Origin of the sequence: Nocardioides pini, assembly GCF_026712185.1 — a bacterium.
GTDB classification, from domain to species: Bacteria; Actinomycetota; Actinomycetes; order Propionibacteriales; family Nocardioidaceae; genus Nocardioides; species Nocardioides pini.
On the sequence record NZ_JAPPUX010000009.1, the window covers coordinates 1 to 16,209 of the forward strand.

13 protein-coding genes and 3 tRNA genes are annotated in these 16,209 nt (G+C 71.3%); 9 read left to right on the forward strand and 7 right to left on the reverse strand.

The annotated features are described in order from the left end of the window. Positions 1-195: 195 nt before the first annotated feature. Positions 196-268 (reverse strand) — tRNA-Arg (locus NYO98_RS21480). A 202-nt stretch (positions 269-470) separates the two neighbouring features. On the opposite strand from NYO98_RS21480, the gene NYO98_RS21485 reads away from it, so the two are divergent. From NYO98_RS21485 to NYO98_RS21510, 6 genes are all read left to right on the forward strand, one after another. Continuing rightward, a complete protein-coding gene (locus tag NYO98_RS21485) occupies positions 471-2,309 on the forward strand; it encodes a phosphoenolpyruvate carboxykinase (GTP) (protein ID WP_268113947.1) in 1,839 nt (612 codons plus the stop codon). Positions 2,310-2,345: 36 nt separating this feature from the next. Further along, a complete protein-coding gene (locus NYO98_RS21490; protein WP_268113948.1) occupies positions 2,346-4,601 on the forward strand; it encodes an EAL domain-containing protein in 2,256 nt (751 codons plus the stop codon). Between the two features lie 51 nt (positions 4,602-4,652). Beyond that, entirely contained in the window at positions 4,653-6,089 is a 1,437-nt protein-coding gene (locus NYO98_RS21495) for a glycosyltransferase family 2 protein (protein WP_268113949.1), read from the forward strand. A gap of 1 nt (position 6,090) precedes the next feature. Continuing rightward, complete coding sequence (locus tag NYO98_RS21500; protein ID WP_268113950.1) at positions 6,091-6,402, forward strand: hypothetical protein; 312 nt, start codon at positions 6,091-6,093, stop codon at positions 6,400-6,402. Positions 6,403-6,530: 128 nt separating this feature from the next. Beyond that, a complete protein-coding gene (locus tag NYO98_RS21505) occupies positions 6,531-8,366 on the forward strand; it encodes a phosphoenolpyruvate carboxykinase (GTP) (RefSeq protein ID WP_268113951.1) in 1,836 nt (611 codons plus the stop codon). Positions 8,367-8,509: 143 nt separating this feature from the next. Continuing rightward, positions 8,510-9,514 carry a TrmB family transcriptional regulator gene (locus NYO98_RS21510; RefSeq protein WP_268113952.1) on the forward strand — a complete coding sequence of 335 codons (1,005 nt, stop codon included), beginning with the start codon at positions 8,510-8,512 and terminating at the stop codon, positions 9,512-9,514. 177 nt (positions 9,515-9,691) lie between these two features. Here NYO98_RS21510 and NYO98_RS21515 read toward each other — a convergent pair whose 3' ends face one another. The 3 genes from NYO98_RS21515 to NYO98_RS21525 form a co-directional block, all read right to left on the reverse strand. Then, positions 9,692-9,817, reverse strand: coding sequence for a hypothetical protein (locus tag NYO98_RS21515; RefSeq protein ID WP_268113954.1), 126 nt, complete (start codon positions 9,815-9,817; stop codon positions 9,692-9,694). 166 nt (positions 9,818-9,983) lie between these two features. Next, positions 9,984-10,077 (reverse strand) — tRNA-Ser (locus NYO98_RS21520). Between the two features lie 63 nt (positions 10,078-10,140). After that, positions 10,141-10,602 carry a hypothetical protein gene (locus tag NYO98_RS21525; RefSeq protein WP_268113955.1) on the reverse strand — a complete coding sequence of 154 codons (462 nt, stop codon included), beginning with the start codon at positions 10,600-10,602 and terminating at the stop codon, positions 10,141-10,143. Positions 10,603-10,684: 82 nt separating this feature from the next. Between NYO98_RS21525 and NYO98_RS21530 the strand changes: the two genes are divergently transcribed. The 3 genes from NYO98_RS21530 (at position 10,685) to NYO98_RS21540 (ending at position 13,117) form a co-directional block, all read left to right on the forward strand. After that, positions 10,685-10,769: transfer RNA gene (locus tag NYO98_RS21530), tRNA-Ser, on the forward strand. A gap of 117 nt (positions 10,770-10,886) precedes the next feature. After that, positions 10,887-11,756 (forward strand): AAA family ATPase, encoded by an 870-nt coding sequence (locus NYO98_RS21535; protein WP_268113957.1) that lies wholly within the window; start codon positions 10,887-10,889, stop codon positions 11,754-11,756. Further along, positions 11,753-13,117, forward strand: a complete 1,365-nt coding sequence (locus NYO98_RS21540) for a vWA domain-containing protein (protein ID WP_268113958.1) — start codon at positions 11,753-11,755, stop codon at positions 13,115-13,117. Before NYO98_RS21535 ends, NYO98_RS21540 begins: the two co-directional genes overlap by 4 nt. A gap of 199 nt (positions 13,118-13,316) precedes the next feature. Here NYO98_RS21540 and NYO98_RS21545 read toward each other — a convergent pair whose 3' ends face one another. The 3 genes from NYO98_RS21545 to NYO98_RS21555 are packed head-to-tail and all read right to left on the reverse strand — an operon-like array spanning position 13,317 to position 16,022. Continuing rightward, on the reverse strand, positions 13,317-14,642 hold the full coding sequence (locus NYO98_RS21545; RefSeq protein ID WP_268113959.1) for a hypothetical protein: 1,326 nt from the start codon (positions 14,640-14,642) through the stop codon (positions 13,317-13,319). Beyond that, complete coding sequence (locus tag NYO98_RS21550; protein ID WP_268113960.1) at positions 14,639-15,586, reverse strand: hypothetical protein; 948 nt, start codon at positions 15,584-15,586, stop codon at positions 14,639-14,641. Before NYO98_RS21550 ends, NYO98_RS21545 begins: the two co-directional genes overlap by 4 nt. Position 15,587: 1 nt before the next feature. Further along, a complete protein-coding gene (locus tag NYO98_RS21555; RefSeq protein WP_268113962.1) occupies positions 15,588-16,022 on the reverse strand; it encodes a hypothetical protein in 435 nt (144 codons plus the stop codon). Positions 16,023-16,209: the final 187 nt, after the last annotated feature.

Below are 16,209 nucleotides of genomic sequence, written 5' to 3' on the forward strand. Positions count from 1 at the left end.
GCCCGAACCCCAGTCCTCAAACTCGTCGACGACCTCAACATCCGCATCGTCAACGCCGCCACCGGCGAACTCATCCGAGAACTCACCCTCGACCCCACCCGCAACTACCAACCACTCGACCGATCCCCGAAATGACCAACAGCCCGGACCCCAATGGGGTCCGGGCTGTCCGGTATCTCTTGCGAGATCACACTGCGCGCCTGTAGGGATTCGAACCCCAAACCTTCTGATCCGTAGTCAGATGCTCTATCCGTTGAGCTACAGGCGCCCGTCGTTCGCACCAGCGGCGCGAGGACCTGACGAGGATAGCCGACGGCCCGGGGGTGGGCGAAATCAGGGACCGGCGACCCGGGTGGGACCTTCGCCGCACGGTCGGGACTTCCGGCCCCGGTCGCGCACCCCGACGGTGCCCTATCGTGCCTAGCACCCGCACCGCGGCGAGGCACCGCCGCACGACGAGAGGGAGCGCGATGGCAGATCTCGAGGCAGTCATGGACGAAGCCGGGCTGACGAACCCCAAGGTCCGAGAGTTCGTGAAGGAGTACGCCGAGCTCACCGGCGCCGAGAACATCGAGGTGGTGAACGCCTCCGACGACGCGCGTCTCCTCGAGGAGGCCGTGGCGGCAGGCGAGCTGCAGATGGCGGGCGAGGGCCGCTACTACTCCCGCAGCTACTACAAGGACACCGCGCGCTCCGAGGAGCGCACGATCGTGGCGACGAACAACGAGTCGGACCGGGGCGTCTACAACAACTGGCGGCCGGCCTCGGAGATGAAGCCGATGCTCCACGACCGGATGCGCGGCGCGTCCGAGGGGAAGACGATGTACGTCATCCCCTACCTGATGTCGCCGCCAGGCAACGTGCTCGCCCCGTGGGCCGCCGGCGTCGAGCTCACCGACACGCGCACGGTCGTCCTCCACATGATCCGCATGGCCCGCGTCGGCGTGCAGTTCGTCAACGACCTCGAGGACCCCGACTCGTTCGTCCGGGCGGTCCACGTCACCGGCGACCTCGAGCACCTCGGCCAGGGCACGGCCGACGACCAGCGCTACTTCGTCACGGTCGCCGACGAGCGCACCATCTTGCACTTCGGGTCGTCGTACGGCGGCAACGCGCTGCTCGGCAAGATCGCGCACGGCCTGCGGCAGGGCGCGTACGACGGCTGGGCCAGCAGGAAGTTCCTCGCCGAGCAGTACATGCTCATCGGCATCCACGACAAGGAGACGGGGCGCACCTACCACGTGTGCGGCGGCTTCCCGAGCGCCTCGGGCAAGACCAACCTCGCGATGATGGCGGCCCCCGACGCGCTCGGCGACCGCTACCACGTGTCGTTCTACGGCGACGACATCGCGTGGCTGTGGGTCGACGAGGAGTCCGGCCGGCTCATGGGCATGAACCCCGAGTACGGCGTCTTCGGCGTCGCGAAGGACACCAACGAGCGGACCAACCCCAACGCCCTGTACTCCATCGGCGAGGGCTCGCAGGCGATCTTCACCAACGTCGCCTACAACCCCGGCACGGGCGAGGTGTGGTGGGAGGGCAAGACCCCGAAGCCGCCGACCGACGTGCGCGGCTGGCTCGACTGGACCGGCTCCCCGCTCGCCGACCGCAAGGACAACGACACCGCGGCCTGGGCCCACCCGAACAGCCGCTTCACGACCACGCTCGCCAACGTGCCCAACATCGCGCCCGACTACGACGCGGCCGCCGGCGTGCCCATCGACGCCATCATCTTCGGCGGCCGCACCAGCGACCGCGAGCCGCTGATCCGGGCGATCACCGACCTGGCCGAGGGGGTCTACGACGGCCTGACGCTGGGGGCCGAGGCCACCTTCGCCGCCGAGGGAGTCGACGGCCAGCTGCGCTACGACCCGATGTCCAACCGCCCCTTCATGGCCTACGGCGAGGGCGACTACGCACGGCACTACCTCGACGTCGTCGGGGCGGCGAAGGACCAGCCGATCTTCGCGCACGTCAACTGGTTCCAGAAGGACCCGGACGACGGCCACTTCCTGTGGCCCGGCTACCGCGACAACCTGCGCCCGCTCCTGTGGCTGCTGCAGCTGCGGAACGGCGAGGTCGAGGGACGGCGCACCGCCGTCGGCATCCTGCCGACCGAGGAGGAGCTCGACCTCTCCGGCATGGACGTCCCGGCCGCCGACCTCGAGCGGATCCTGTCCATCGACAAGGAGCGGTGGCAGCAGGAGATGGGCTTCCGCGAGGAGCACCTGTCCCAGTTCGACCGGATGCCGGAGGAGATCTGGGAGGCGCACCGCCGAGTCGCCGCCGACCTCGACGCCACGGACTGACCCTCACGACGTCGCACGCGCCACTAGGGTGGTGACGTGCGACGTCGTGTCTCGGGGACCGCTGCGCCGGGGTCCTCCTCCCCCTCCGACCTCAGGCGAGGCGGCCCTGCCCTGGCGGTGCCCTTCGGCATCGTGGCCGCGCTCGGGCTGGTGACCGTGCTGCTGCCGCCCTACAGCAGTCCCTGGTGGGTGGCCGGCCTCGCGGCGGTCATGCTGGCGCTGGTCGTCGCGCTCTACGTCGCGAGCCGCCGCCGGCCGGAGCGCTCCTGGCTCGACCCGATGCCCGCCTACCTGCTCTTCCCGTACGCCGCCCTGGTCAACGACGCCGCCGGTGCGGGCAGCGGCGGCTCGTCGTCGGGGATGACGGTCCTGATCCTCATCCCGATCCTCTGGATCGCGATCACCGGCACCCGCCACCAGCTCTGGATCGCGAGCGGCCTGGCCGTCGCCACCCTCGTCGCGCCCGTGCTGCTCATAGGACCGCCCGAGTACACGCTCGGCGACTGGCGCCGGGCGCTCATGTGGGGCGCCGTGGCGCTGATCATCGCGCCCGTCCTGCAGCGGATCGTGCGCGACCTGGAGCGGCAGAGCCGCCGGGCCCGCGTCTCCAACGAGCGGGTGGAGAAGCTGTTCGACGACGCCCCGCACGGCGTGGCCCTCCTCGACCCCTCCGGCTCGATCATCCGCGTCAACATCTCGATGGCCGTCCTGGTGGGCCTCGACCCGCCCGACATGGTGGGCCACCGGCTCGCCGACTTCGAGACACCGGGCGAGACCCGGATCGAGGACCACCTCGGCCGGCTGATGCTCTACCGCGGCGAGTCCCTGCAGTCGGAGTGCAACTTCCGCGACTCCGGCGGCAACGACGTCCACGTGTCCTTGAGCAGCACCGTCGTGGGCGACGCGCAGATGGGCGAGATCATCATGGTCAACGTCGTCGACATCTCCGACCGCCGGCGCTACCTCGACCGCCTAGCCCACCTCGCGGACCACGACGTCCTCACCGGTCTGGCCAACCGTCGCCGCTTCGAGAGCGAGCTCGACCGGCACCTCGACCGCTGCCGGCGCCATGGTCCCACCGGTGCGCTGCTCCTGCTCGACCTCGACAACTTCAAGCAGGTCAACGACACGCTCGGGCACAACGCCGGCGACCAGCTCCTCGTCACGATCGCCGGGCTGCTGCGTCGCTCGATCCGCAGCACCGACGTCGTCGCCCGGCTCGGCGGCGACGAGTTCGCCGTCCTGCTCACCGACTGCGAGCAGTCCGACGCCGCGCGCGTCGCCGAGCTCGTCGTCGAGCGGATCGCCACCCACGCCGCCACCCTCGACGGGGTCGCCCGGCGCGTGACGGCGAGCGTGGGGGCGGTGACGTTCCGGGCCGCAGCCGAGCACGCCGCCGACGTCCTCGCCCTCGCCGACATGACGATGTACGACGCGAAGGAGGCCGGGCGCAACCAGGTGGTCGTGCTGTCCGAGGGCGACGAGCGCGGTCCCCGGACCGCCGCGCGCCTGCAGTGGCAGAGCCGCATCGAGGCGGCGCTCGCCGAGGACCGCTTCGAGCTCCACCTGCAGCCCATCATGGACATCGGCACCGGCCGGATCAGCTCGGCCGAGGTGCTCCTGCGGCTGCGCGACGAGGGTGAGCTCGTCCCGCCGTCCCGGTTCGTCTACATCGCCGAGCGCGTCGGCCTGATGCCGCAGGTCGACGCGTGGGTCGTCGACAAGAGCCTCGAGCTGCTCGCCCGGATGCGCCGCGACCACGACCCGTCGTTCGAGTTCGAGGTCAACCTGTCGGGCCACTCCATCGGCAACCCCGACATCGAGCGGGCGATCGTCGACTCGCTCACGACCCACGGCGTCGACCCGTCGGCGCTCATCCTGGAGATCACCGAGACCGCCGCGGTCGCCGACGTCGCGCTCGCCCGGACCTTCGCCGGGCGGATGACCGAGCTCGGCTGCGCCTTCGCGCTCGACGACTTCGGCGCGGGGTTCGGCTCGTTCTACTACCTCAAGCACCTGTTCTTCGACTACGTGAAGATCGACGGGGAGTTCGTGGCCCACGTGCACGAGTCGGCCGTCGACCGCACGATCATGCGCTCGATCGTCGGGATCGCCCGCGACCTCGGCAAGCGGACGGTCGCCGAGTTCGTCTCCGAGCCGGAGATCCTCGAGGTGTGCCGCGAGGAAGGCGTCGACTTCGCCCAGGGCTACCTCATCGGCAAGCCCGTGCCCTTCGACCAGTTCGTCCTCGAGTTCATGCCATCCGCCATCGGATCGGCCCCGAACGAGTGAACGGCGCCTGGCGTGTGAGCGCTCGCCGGTAGACAAGGAGATCTCGGACAGATGCAGTGGCTTCAACGGTCGGTGGGCCTCGCGATCATCGGCTCGGCAACGCTGGGAGCGGCCGCCCTGTGGGTGGCGGTCGCGTCAGGTGACCCCGAGACGGGCGACGCCCCCGACGAGGGCCTGCTGTTCGGGATCTGGCAGGTCTTCTACGACACCGACATGCCGGAGCCGCGCGTGCTGCTGGCCGCCGTGGGCGTCGCCCTGCTGCTGGCGGCCGGTGTCGCCGGCATCGAGCGGCGGCTCCTCACCCGCGCGCGTCGCAGCGAGGACGGCAACCGGATGCCCCTCGCGCCCAAGCTCGTGATGACCGAGACCCGCGGGGAGTACGCCGGCCCGGTGACGATCACCGTCCTGATCCCGGCGCACAACGAGGAGGGCTGCATCGCCGAGACCCTGGCCTCGCTGCAGTCGCAGTCGCTGCCACCCGCGCGGATCGTGGTCGTCGCGGACAACTGCACCGACGGGACGGTCGGGCTCGCCCGCGCGGCCGGTGTCGACGTCTTCGAGACCGTCGACAACACGCACAAGAAGGCCGGCGGCCTGAACCAGGCGCTCGCCCAGGTCCTCCCCGGCCAGGGTGACAACGATTGCGTGATGATCATGGACGCCGACACGACGCTCGACGCGGGCTTCCTCGAGGGCGCTGCCCAGCGGCTCACCAACGACCGCGCGCTGATGGCCGTCGGAGGTCTCTTCTACGGCGAGGACGGCTTCGGCCTGATCGGCCAGTTCCAGCGCAACGAGTACACCCGCTACCAGCGCGACCTGCGCCGCCGCCGCGGCCGGGTGTTCGTCCTGACCGGCACCGCGTCGGTGTTCCGCCCGCGAGCGCTGCGCGCGGTGGCCGAGGAGCGCGGCAAGATCCTGCCCGGCGTGCCCGGTGACGTCTACGACACGGTGGCCCTGACCGAGGACAACGAGCTGACGATCGCGCTCAAGACGCTGGGCGCGCTGATGATCTCGCCCAGCGAGTGCACGGTGGTCACCGAGGTGATGCCGAACTGGCGCGGCCTGTGGGCGCAGCGGCTGCGCTGGCAGCGGGGCGCGCTGGAGAACCTCGGCGCCTACGGCCTCCGGCCGCAGACCTTCCGCTACTGGATGCAGCAGCTGGGCATCGGCTACGGCGTCATCGCGCTCGGTGCCTACCTGCTCCTCATCATCCTGATGATCCTCGCCACCTCGAACTGGGTGTGGTTCCCGTTCTGGATCGGCATCGGTCTCGTCTTCACCCTCGAGCGGGTCGTGACCGTGTGGCGCGGCGGGTGGAAGGCGCGCCTGCTCGGACTCTCGCTGTTCCCGGAGCTCTTCTACGCGATGTTCCTCAACGTGGTCTACCTCAAGGGCATCTGGGACCTCTCCCTGGCCAAGCAGGCGGACTGGAAGCACGTCGTCCAGACCGGCTCCTCGGGCCCCGGCTCACGGGCGGAGGGCTGACATGACGATCCCGACCTCGATCCCCACCGACATCGCCACCGCCGTCGTGCCGATGGGCGTGCTGCTCCCCGACAGCATCCTGCGCAACGACTTCATCGCCGTGCTGGCCGCGTTCGTCGCCATCAACACGATCGTCTACGTCACGCTCGCGGTGGCCAAGATCCTGCCGAAGTTCTACCTGCGCGACTGGCTCGCCGCGAGCAACCGGCGCGCCGAGACCCGCAGCATCCACCCCGACGCGGAGGTGGGCGGACCGACCGGCGGCACGCTCAAGGACCGTCTCGCCCAGCCACACCGGCGTACGCGGAAGTAGCGAGACCCAGGTCACAGGTCTGTGATCGATCCAATATGTGCGCCGATTCACGAGCGTTAACGTCCGCGACAAGTCGCCGACAACGAGGCCGCGCGAACCACCCGCGACGCAAGCTGTGAGGAACCGGCATGACCGCAACCATCGACACCCAGACGACGCCACCGACCACGCACGCAGGCATTCTCGCCTGGGTCACGGAGGTCGCCGAGCTGACCCAGCCCGACGCCATCCACTGGTGCACCGGCTCCGACGAGGAGTGGGCGCAGCTCACCGCGTCCCTCGAGGCGACGGGCACGTTCACCCGGCTGAACGCCGACCGGATGCCCAACTCGTTCCACGCGGCCTCCGACCCCACGGACGTGGCGCGGGTCGAGGACCGCACCTACATCTGCTCGGTCGACGAGCGTGACGCCGGGCCCACCAACAACTGGATGGACCCCGAGCAGATGAAGGACCTCATGCGCGGGCTCTACGCCGGCTGCATGCGGGGTCGCACGATGTACGTCATCCCCTTCGTCATGGGTCACCTCGACGCCGAGCACCCGATGTTCGGCATCGAGGTCACCGACTCGGCCTACGTCACCGTCTCCATGCGCGTCATGGCTCGCATGGGCACCGACGTGCTGCGCCGGATCGAGGAGCTCGAGACCGCGGGCGAGTCCCCGCAGTGGGTCCCCGCGCTGCACTCGGTCGGCATGCCGCTCGAGCCCGGCCAGGCCGACGTCGCGTGGCCGTGCAACGACACCAAGTACATCGTCCAGTTCCCCGAGGAGCGGATGATCTGGAGCTTCGGCTCCGGCTACGGCGGCAACGCCCTGCTCGGCAAGAAGTGCTACGCCCTGCGCATCGCGTCGGTGATGGCGCGCGACGAGGGCTGGCTCGCCGAGCACATGCTCATCCTCAAGCTCACCTCCCCGCAGGGCGTCACCAAGTACGTCGCCGCGGCCTTCCCGAGCGCGTGCGGCAAGACCAACCTGGCCATGCTCAAGCCGACCATCCCGGGCTGGACGGTCGAGGCGATCGGCGACGACATCGCCTGGATGCGCATCGGCGAGGACGGTCGCCTGTGGGCGGTCAACCCGGAGTTCGGCTTCTTCGGCGTCGCCCCGGGCACCAACGAGCACACCAACCCGCACGCGATGGAGACCATCCGCAAGGGCAACTCGGTCTTCACCAACGTCGCCCTGACCCCCGACGGCGACGTCTGGTGGGAGGGCCTGGAGAACACCCCGGCCGAGGCGACGAGCTGGAAGGGCGAGCCGTGGACGCCCGACTCCGGCGAGCTGTCCAGTCACGCCAACAGCCGCTACTGCACCCCGATCAAGCAGTGCTCGATCCTCGCCGACGAGTACGACGACCCGCGCGGCGTGCCGATCGACGCGATCCTCTTCGGCGGCCGACGCAAGACCACCATCCCGCTGGTGACCGAGGCGCGCGACTGGAACCACGGCACGTTCATGGGCGCGACGCTCTCCTCGGAGACCACCGCCGCCGCGGTCGGCGCCGTGGGCGTCGTCCGTCGCGACCCGATGGCGATGCTGCCGTTCATCGGCTACAACGCCGGCGACTACTTCGGCCACTGGGTGGGGATCGGCAAGGACAACGACGCCGCCAAGCTGCCGAAGATCTTCTACGTCAACTGGTTCCGACGTGGCGACGACGGCGACTTCCTGTGGCCCGGCTTCGGCGAGAACAGCCGTGTCCTCAAGTGGGTCATCGAGCGCATCGACGGACAGGCGGCCGCGGTCGAGACCCCGATCGGCCACGTGCCCGCGCCCGGCTCGCTCGACATCGACGGCCTCGACGTCACGGAGGAGCAGCTCGCGCAGGCCCTCGCGGTCGACGCGGACGAGTGGAGGGCCGAGCTGCCGCAGATCCAGGAGTGGTTCGAGAAGTTCGGCGACGACCTCCCCGCCGTCCTCTGGAGCGAGCTCGACACGCTCAAGGCGCGCCTCGACGCCTGAGGCGACGACACCACGCCGACCCGCCGTCCGGAGTTCCGGGCGGCGGGTCGTGCCGTGTCCGGGCACGCGCCGGCCCACGATGCCTGCTGGGGCTGGTGTGGCACCATCCTCCCCACGGGGATCACGGTCGAGCGGAGTGAGCCATGCCCTTGGGGCCTGATGAGCGGAGTCTCTTCGACACGCAGGCGACCCCTCTCTACGAGGAGGTCGTGGCGTCCGGGGGCATCGACGCGGCCGACCCGCGCATCGGCAAGGGGGGCGAGCTGCACGCCGCCTTCGAGCTGCTCGCCGAGGTGGGGCTCATCGTGAAGAGCGACGACGGCACGACCTGGCGCGCCGTCGACCCGGCGGCCGTCCAGGCCCGCGTCGTCGCCCCGCTCGGGCAGCAGGGCGCGGAGCTGATCGCGGAGTCAGCCCACTGGGCGCAGTCGTTCAACGCGCTCTCGCAGACCTGGCGTCGGTCGCCGAGCGCGGTCGGCGCCCCGTTCGCCGAGATCCGTGGGCTGGCGACCATCAACAACTACCTCATGGCCCTGGCCGGCGACACCCGTGAGGAGCTGCTCACCGCCCAGCCGCAGTACCGGCGCGGCATCAAGCGGCTGAACCAGGCGATCGCCCACGAGATCGACGCTCTCAAGCGTGGCGTCCGCGTGCGGACGCTCTACCAGCACGCTGCGCGGCGGGGGGCGGACACCCGCCGGTACGTCGCCGCGGTCACCGCCGCCGGCGCGGAGGTGCGCACCCTCGACGAGTTCTTCAACCGCCTGCTCGTCTTCGACCGGCGGGTCGCGGTGATCCCGAGCCACGAGGGCCTGGACGTCGCCATGGTCATCAGCGAGCCGTCCACGGTGGTCTACCTCGTCGACATGTTCGAGCGCCACTGGGAGCGTGCCCGCCCGTTCACCAGCAGCGAGACCACGCTGATGCGCGACATCGCGGCGGAACAGCGGGCGATGACCATCCGGATGCTGCTCGAGGGGCGCGCCGACCCGGCGGGCGCCAAGCGGCTCGGCGTCAGCCCCCGCACCTACGCGGCCTACGTCGCGGACCTGAAGAACGAGTTCGAGGTGGAGACCCGCTTCCAGCTCGGCTACGAGATGGGCAAGCGCGGGATCTCCGGGCGAGAGGACGACACGCCACCCGCATGACGCCCGGTCGAGATCGCCTGGGGAAATGGGGGAGGGCAGCACCTCCGTAGAGGTGCTGCCCTCATGCCGGGACGGGCCTGTGGGGGAGGCCATCCGGACCAGAACTCGTGGGGGGTTGAGGGGTCCGTGTCCCAGCTCTTCACTTGCGTGCCCATTCTAGGCACGACTGGCTCAGGTTCAGCGGCTGGTGGTCCGCCCCCAGGTGATGTCGAGCGCACCGGCCGGGGCCGAGGTCGCACCAACGAAGCCGAGACCGAGTGCTGCCACGAGTGCGGCGGCGGCGATGCGGCGTACTGGGGTCATGGGGTTTCCACCTCTTGGTCATGTCACAGGGGCTGACTTCGTCCATTGTCACCCACCGTGCGCAGCCACGTCGCGTCCGGCTGACTGCAGTTCTGTGCATTGCAGGTTTCTGCAAATGCAGGCACGGCATGCCGGTCGACCCCCTCCTCGCGGAGGGGGTCGACACTGGCGGAGGCGGAGGGATTTGAACCCTCGATGGGGTTTTAGCCCCAAACCCGCTTAGCAGGCGGGCGCCATAGACCGGACTAGGCGACGCCTCCATGCCCGACCGTGGTCGGGCGCACAGAAGGTTACAAGGCTCGGCGCGCGTGCGCCGAATCAGGTCACCGTTTGCGGAGGCCGTGTCCGCGCTGCAGGTGGTCCTGGACGTCGCGGACGAAGGCCTCGCGGTCCACGGCGAGCATCTCGACGGGGATGGTCGTCGTCCGTCCGTCGCGCAGGCGCAGCACGACGACCGGCGCGTCGGCCACGGTCGTGGTGACGGCGTCCTCGACGTCCTTCCAGCGACCGGAGGCCGCTCCGACGCCCCGCACCCACTGCACGCGGTAGCCCTCGGCCGTCATCCGCACCACCCAGCCCTTCGTGCGCCACGCCCACCAGCAGCCGACGAGCACCGCCACGGTGAGGAGGACCGGCACCAGCAGGAAGACGGTGTGCAGGTCGAGGACGGCGATGGCCAGCGTGCTCCCCAGGATGAGCACGGCCACCAGGCACAGCACCACGCCCAGCAGTCGCGCCGCGACGGCGGGGGCGAGGCGGTGCACGGTGGCGGTCTCGGTCGTCACGACGACGATTTCACCACGCGCGGCGACCGCCCCCCGCGGTTGGGTAGAGTCCCGCGGTGTGCGGCGCCGCGGCGTCGTACGAGGAGGGGTGCCGGAGCGGCCGATCGGAACCGCCTTGAAAGCGGTCGTAGGGAGACCTACCGCGGGTTCGAATCCCGCCCCCTCTGCTGAGCCCTTCGCTCCGCGAAGGGCTCAGCAGAGGCGTCTTGAACCTGAGAGCGTGAGCGGAGCGAGCGCTGCGCCCTCGCACGCTGACCCCCGTCCGCCCGACTAGGCTCGCCCGGGTGACGACCTGGTTCGAGTCCCCGGAGGCCGCAGCGGCCCGGCTGCGCGAGACCGGCTACCTCACCGACGACGCCACGGCGCTGACGGCGTACCTCGCGGGGGCGCTGGAGAAACCGCTGCTCGTCGAGGGACCGGCGGGCGTCGGCAAGACCGAGCTGGCCAAGGCGGTCGCCCGGGCCACGGGAGCCGAGCTCGTGCGGCTGCAGTGCTACGAGGGGCTCGACGAGGCGCGTGCCCTCTACGAGTGGAACTACAAGAAGCAGCTGCTGCGGATCCAGGCCGCGGGCGGCGACCAGTCGTGGAGCGAGACCCACGACGACATCTTCACCGAGGAGTTCCTCCTCACCCGACCGCTCCTGGGTGCGATCCGGCGCGACGAGCCGACGGTGCTGCTGGTCGACGAGGTCGACAAGACCGACATCGAGGTCGAGGGCCTGCTGCTGGAGGTGCTCAGCGACTTCCAGGTCACCATCCCCGAGCTCGGCACGGTCACCGCCACCCGCCGTCCGTTCGTCGTGCTGACCTCCAACGCCAGCCGCGAGCTGTCCGAGGCGGTCAAGCGGCGCTGCCTGTTCCTGCACCTCGACTACCCCGACGCCGAGCGGGAGCGGGCGATCGTCACCAGCCAGGTGCCGCGGCTCGACGACAAGGTGGTCGCCCAGCTCGTCGACGTCGTCGTACGGCTGCGGGACCTCGAGCTCAAGAAGGCCCCGTCGATCGCGGAGTCGGTCGACTGGGCCCGCACGCTGGTGGCGCTGCAGGTCGGCGACCTCGACGAGGCCACCGTCGCCCGCACCCTCGGCGTCGTGCTGAAGCACTCCTCCGACCAGCAGCGCGCCGCCAGGGAGCTGAAGCTGGCGACCCGATGAGCCTGCTCGACACCCACATCGGCTTCGTGGAGGCGCTGCGCGCCGCGGGCCTGTCGGTGTCGCTGGCCGAGGGGCTCGACGCGATCAGCGCGCTGGAGAAGGTGCGCTGGCACGACCGCGAGACGGTGCGGGCCGCCTACGCCGCCACCCTCGTGAAGCGGCACCCGCAGCGCACCACCTTCGACGCGGTCTTCGACATCTACTACCCGCGGCTCATCGGCAGCGGCGTCGCCGGCGACGGCCTCGAGCCGGCCGGGGGTCCGCAGGACACCGGTCCGGACCTCGAGCGCTTCCGCGAGGCGCTGGCCGAGGCCCTGGCCGCGGGCGACCAGCAGGCGTTGCAGGATCTTGCAGTCGAGGCGGTCGCCCGCTTCGGCGCGATGCCGGGCCGCGGTCCCGGCCTGTCGAGCTGGTCGGCGTACACCTCGCTCCAGCGGGTGTCGCCGGGTGAGCTGATGGACCGGCTGGTCCAGGGCCTGCTGGGCCAGGGGCTCGACGACGAGCAGGCGCAGCGCGCCGCCGGTCGCCGGATCGGGGACTTCACCCGGCTGGTCGAGGGCGACGCCCGGCGACGCATCGCCGAGGAGAAGGGCCCCGAGCACGTCGCCGGCGTCACCGTCCGCCCGACCATCGACCGCCTCGACTTCACCGCCGCCCGCCGCAGCGACCTCGAGGAGATGCGGCGCGAGATCTACCCCCTCGCCCGCCGGCTCGCGGCGCGACTGACCAAGGAGCAGCACGCCCGCCGGCGCGGGCCGCTCGACGTACGCCGCACCGTGCGCGCGTCCATCGCGACCGGCGGGGTGCCGCTGACCACCCACCACCGCCCGAAGCGTCCGCACCGCACCGACCTGGTGGTGCTCTGCGACGTGAGCGGCTCGGTGGCGAACTTCGCGCAGTTCACCCTGATGCTGGTGTTCGCGCTGCGGGAGGCGTTCAGCGGCGTGCGGGCCTTCACGTTCGTCGACGACGTCGTCGAGGTCAGCGACAGCTTCCGGCCCGGCGCGGACGTGGTCGAGGTGATGGAGTCGCTCGCCGGGCAGATCTCGCAGGCGGCGCTGTGGGGTCGGACCAACTACGGTCGGGCGCTCACCCGGTTCGCCGAGGAGCACCCCGACGCCGTCGGACCGCGGTCGTCGCTGCTGGTGCTGGGTGACGGGCGGTCCAACTACAGCGACCTCGCGCTGCCCGTGCTCGGCGACCTCGCCGGACGGGCGCGGCACGCGTGGTGGCTCAACCCCGAGCACCCCCGCCACTGGGGCACGGGTGACAGCGCGGCCGACCGCTACGGCGAGGTCGTCTCGATGGTCGAGTGCCGCAACCTGGCCCAGCTCGGCGAGTTCGTGCACCGCATCGTCTGACCGCCCCCCGACCCTCCGCTGCGTCATACGAAGGCGGACCTACTGGTGACGATTCGTATGACGCTCGGAGCCGGGGCGCCCGGACGTCATACGAAGGCGGACCTACTAGTGACGATCCGCATGACGCTCGGAGAAGGGGCGCCCGGACGTCATACGAAGGCGGACCTATCGGCGACGATTCGTATGACGCCCGCCCCGCTCAGCCGGCGAGGAAGCCGAGGTCCTGCATCCGGGTGATCTCGGCCCGCAGCTCCGGGTGCTGGGCGCTGTCCGCGGCCCGCGCGCCGGCGACGTAGAGCTGCGATCCCTCGGCCCCGCCCGCGTCGAAGACGACCGTGAGCCGGTTGGCCGTCGAGGCGTTGATGAGCGACCCGAGCAGGACCACCGGGTCGGAGCGGTCCTCGAGCGAGAGCACCCGGGTGGCCTCGGGGATCCGCGGCACCTGGGCTGACGGGGCGCCGGCGGTGACGACCTGGTCGACGACGAAGCGCGACGAACGGGTGGTCGCGGCGATCTCGGCGGCGACCGCGCCACCGGCAGCCGAGCCGACGAGCATCACGCGGGCGTCGTCGTCGGTGACCGCCGCCTCGATCGCCCGGACCACCTGGCTGACCGTCGTCGTCGGGTCGGCGCCGACGAGGCGCAGCCGGCCGGAGTCGTGCGTGAGCGAGCCCGGGAGGTAGGCGATGTAGCGCCCCGCGCCGACGCGCTGGACGCTGATGCGCCTGTCCTCGGCGACGAGCTTGGCCATCAGCTCCTCGAGCGAGCGAGGGGCCGCGCCACTGCCGCTGTCGACCTCGGCCTCCGGCACCTCGGCCTCGACGAAGGAGCCCGCGGAGTCGCGGAAGGCCGACACCGCGTCGGTCGGGAACGGGTCCACGCCGATCGCCCGCAGGCCGCCGCGCGCCGCGTGGGCGCCCTGGTCGGACGCCAGCACCCCGGCCGTGAGGAGCGAGCGCATGTGCAGCCCGTCGAGGAGGCCACCGCCACCGGAGAGGTGGTCCATCAGGTCGGGGTTGTTCTCGGCGAGCTCGTTGAGGTAGGCCGTGACGCCGTCGCGGTCGAGGACGTCGGTCTCGATCAGCCCCGCGCTCACGATCGCACCACCGAGCGCGACCTCGGGGGCGAGGTAGCCGATCGCGCGGCCGGCGATGGAGCCCAGCGTCTTGTAGGCGGCCTGCTGCAGCTCGTCGATCCAGCGGTAGGTGAGGACCGTGGCGCGTACGACGAGGGCGTCGGCGTCGAGCTCGACCGACCGCGTCAGCAACCCGCTCTTGCCCGTCGTGGCGGCCCGGATGTCCTCCTCTGCCTGCGCCCAGGTCGCCTTCGACAGCTCGCCGGTGTCGACGACGTCGTCGTCGCCGAGGATCTCGGTGCCGAGGCGGGCGCGGGTGCGCATCTCGTTGCCGGAGGTGTCGAAGAGGTCGGCCAGCGCCAGCATCTGGTCGTACTTGTCGGCGGCGACCGTCGCCGAGGAGTCGTCCGGCGGACCGTCGTGCGTGCGGGGGATGTCGAGGTCGCTCATGCGAGGTCCTCCGGGACGGTGACCTGGGCCAGCACCGGGGCGAGCTCGGTGGCGAGGTCGTCGGGGTCGACGCGGACGACCGCGACGCGTGCGACGTCGTCGTGGCGCGGGGTCAGGGAGTGCCAGCCGTCGCGGAGCAGGACCCAGGACACGACGCCGACGGAGGTCGTGGCGCGCTCGGACACCTCGGCGGCGAGGATGCGCATGCGGCCGCGACCCTCGGTGTGGACGGCCGACACCACGTCGACGGCCTCCGCTCCGCCGATCTCGCGGCCGTCGGCGAGGACGACCCCGCCCGACTGGTCGACGAGGACCGGCACCAGGTCGGACCGGCCCGAGCGCAGCGCCTCCCCGACGGAGTCGGCGAGGGCGTAGGGGACGTCCAGGTGGGCCGGCACGTGGGAGGTGCCCAGGGGGAGGTCCTCCGGCGGTGCCGTGACCCGGGCGAGCTCGGTGGTCCACTGATCCACGGGGAACCAGGCCAGCTCGAAGACGATGCCGTCGCACGTCGACAGGCTGGCGACCGCGCCGCCGGAGTGGCGGTGCCAGGCCTTCACCTGGGTGGCCCCGGCGGCGACGTCGATGTCGAGGGCCAGGCGCGGCGTCGCGAGGAGCCCGACGGCCCCGACGACGCCCGGGTCGGCGCCGGCGTCGGTCACCAGCCCGCGCCGGCGCAGGGTCTCGTCCGGGTCGTGGAGGGTGCGGAGCGCGTCGGTGTAGGCGGAGTCCTCCACCGACCCGCGGCTCTGGCCGAGGCGGCCGGACAGCGATCCGGCGTCGACCGCTCCGTCGGTGCCGCTGGGCAGGTCGAACGGGAGCGGAGCCCCGCCGGCCAGCTCGGCGACGCGGCGGAGCTCGGGCAGCGTCAGCGCGAGCCGGCGGGCCATCGCGTCGATGAAGCTGGTGGGCGGTGGCGGCGGGGTGGTCAGGTCGATGGTCACCATGTCAGAGCCCCGGGAGCGTGACGGTCAGCCAGTCCTTGTGGCCGGCGGGCGGGGGGTCGAAGGCGAGGAGGGCGGCCTCGGCCCCGTCGGTCGCGGTCGGGACCCCGTCGGGTCCGGCCGCGTGCGCGGCGCGGGTGTGGGCGTCCTCGACGAGGGCGGTGGCCTTGTGGGCGCGTACGTCGATCGCCTCCTTGAGCGAGTCGACCTCCGCGAGGTGCCGGGCGAGTGAATCGGCGGCGGTCTCGTGGTGGGCGGCGGCGGTGCGCAGGTGGGAGGCGCGCTCCTTGATCCGCTCGCGCATCGCGTCGGCGGCCTTGCCGTGCCACGGCACGGCCTCCGCCTGGGACACGAGGCGGGCGGCCAGGGCCCGGATGTCGCCGCCCTGCTCACGGAGCTGCGCCACGCGCTTGCGGCCCGCGGCGGTGTCGCCGTACATCGATCACTCCCTCTCGTCCGGGGACGCCTACCCGGTCAGCCGGACCTCAAACGTCTTCTCCCGCCACGCGATTGTGCCGCAGACGTCAGCCGACGCGCTCCGGCCGCGCCGTCCGGGCCGGGCCGCGGGCGCCGTCGGGCGCGCGCGCGGCCGATAGGATCCAGTCCGCCCCCGCAAGCCGCAGAGC

Excerpts from the sequence above, each read along its gene's own strand:
- NYO98_RS21485 (WP_268113947.1), top strand. The coding sequence starts at position 471 with ATGGCAGATCTCGAGGCAGTCATGGACGAAGCCGGGCTGACGAACCCC.
- NYO98_RS21495 (WP_268113949.1), top strand. The coding sequence starts at position 4,653 with ATGCAGTGGCTTCAACGGTCGGTGGGCCTCGCGATCATCGGCTCGGCA.
- NYO98_RS21500 (WP_268113950.1), top strand. The coding sequence starts at position 6,091 with ATGACGATCCCGACCTCGATCCCCACCGACATCGCCACCGCCGTCGTG.
- NYO98_RS21505 (WP_268113951.1), top strand. The coding sequence starts at position 6,531 with ATGACCGCAACCATCGACACCCAGACGACGCCACCGACCACGCACGCA.
- NYO98_RS21510 (WP_268113952.1), top strand. The coding sequence starts at position 8,510 with ATGCCCTTGGGGCCTGATGAGCGGAGTCTCTTCGACACGCAGGCGACC.
- NYO98_RS21515 (WP_268113954.1), bottom strand. The coding sequence starts at position 9,817 with ATGACCCCAGTACGCCGCATCGCCGCCGCCGCACTCGTGGCAGCACTC.
- NYO98_RS21540 (WP_268113958.1), top strand. The coding sequence starts at position 11,753 with ATGAGCCTGCTCGACACCCACATCGGCTTCGTGGAGGCGCTGCGCGCC.
- NYO98_RS21545 (WP_268113959.1), bottom strand. The coding sequence starts at position 14,642 with ATGAGCGACCTCGACATCCCCCGCACGCACGACGGTCCGCCGGACGAC.
- NYO98_RS21550 (WP_268113960.1), bottom strand. The coding sequence starts at position 15,586 with ATGGTGACCATCGACCTGACCACCCCGCCGCCACCGCCCACCAGCTTC.
- NYO98_RS21555 (WP_268113962.1), bottom strand. The coding sequence starts at position 16,022 with ATGTACGGCGACACCGCCGCGGGCCGCAAGCGCGTGGCGCAGCTCCGT.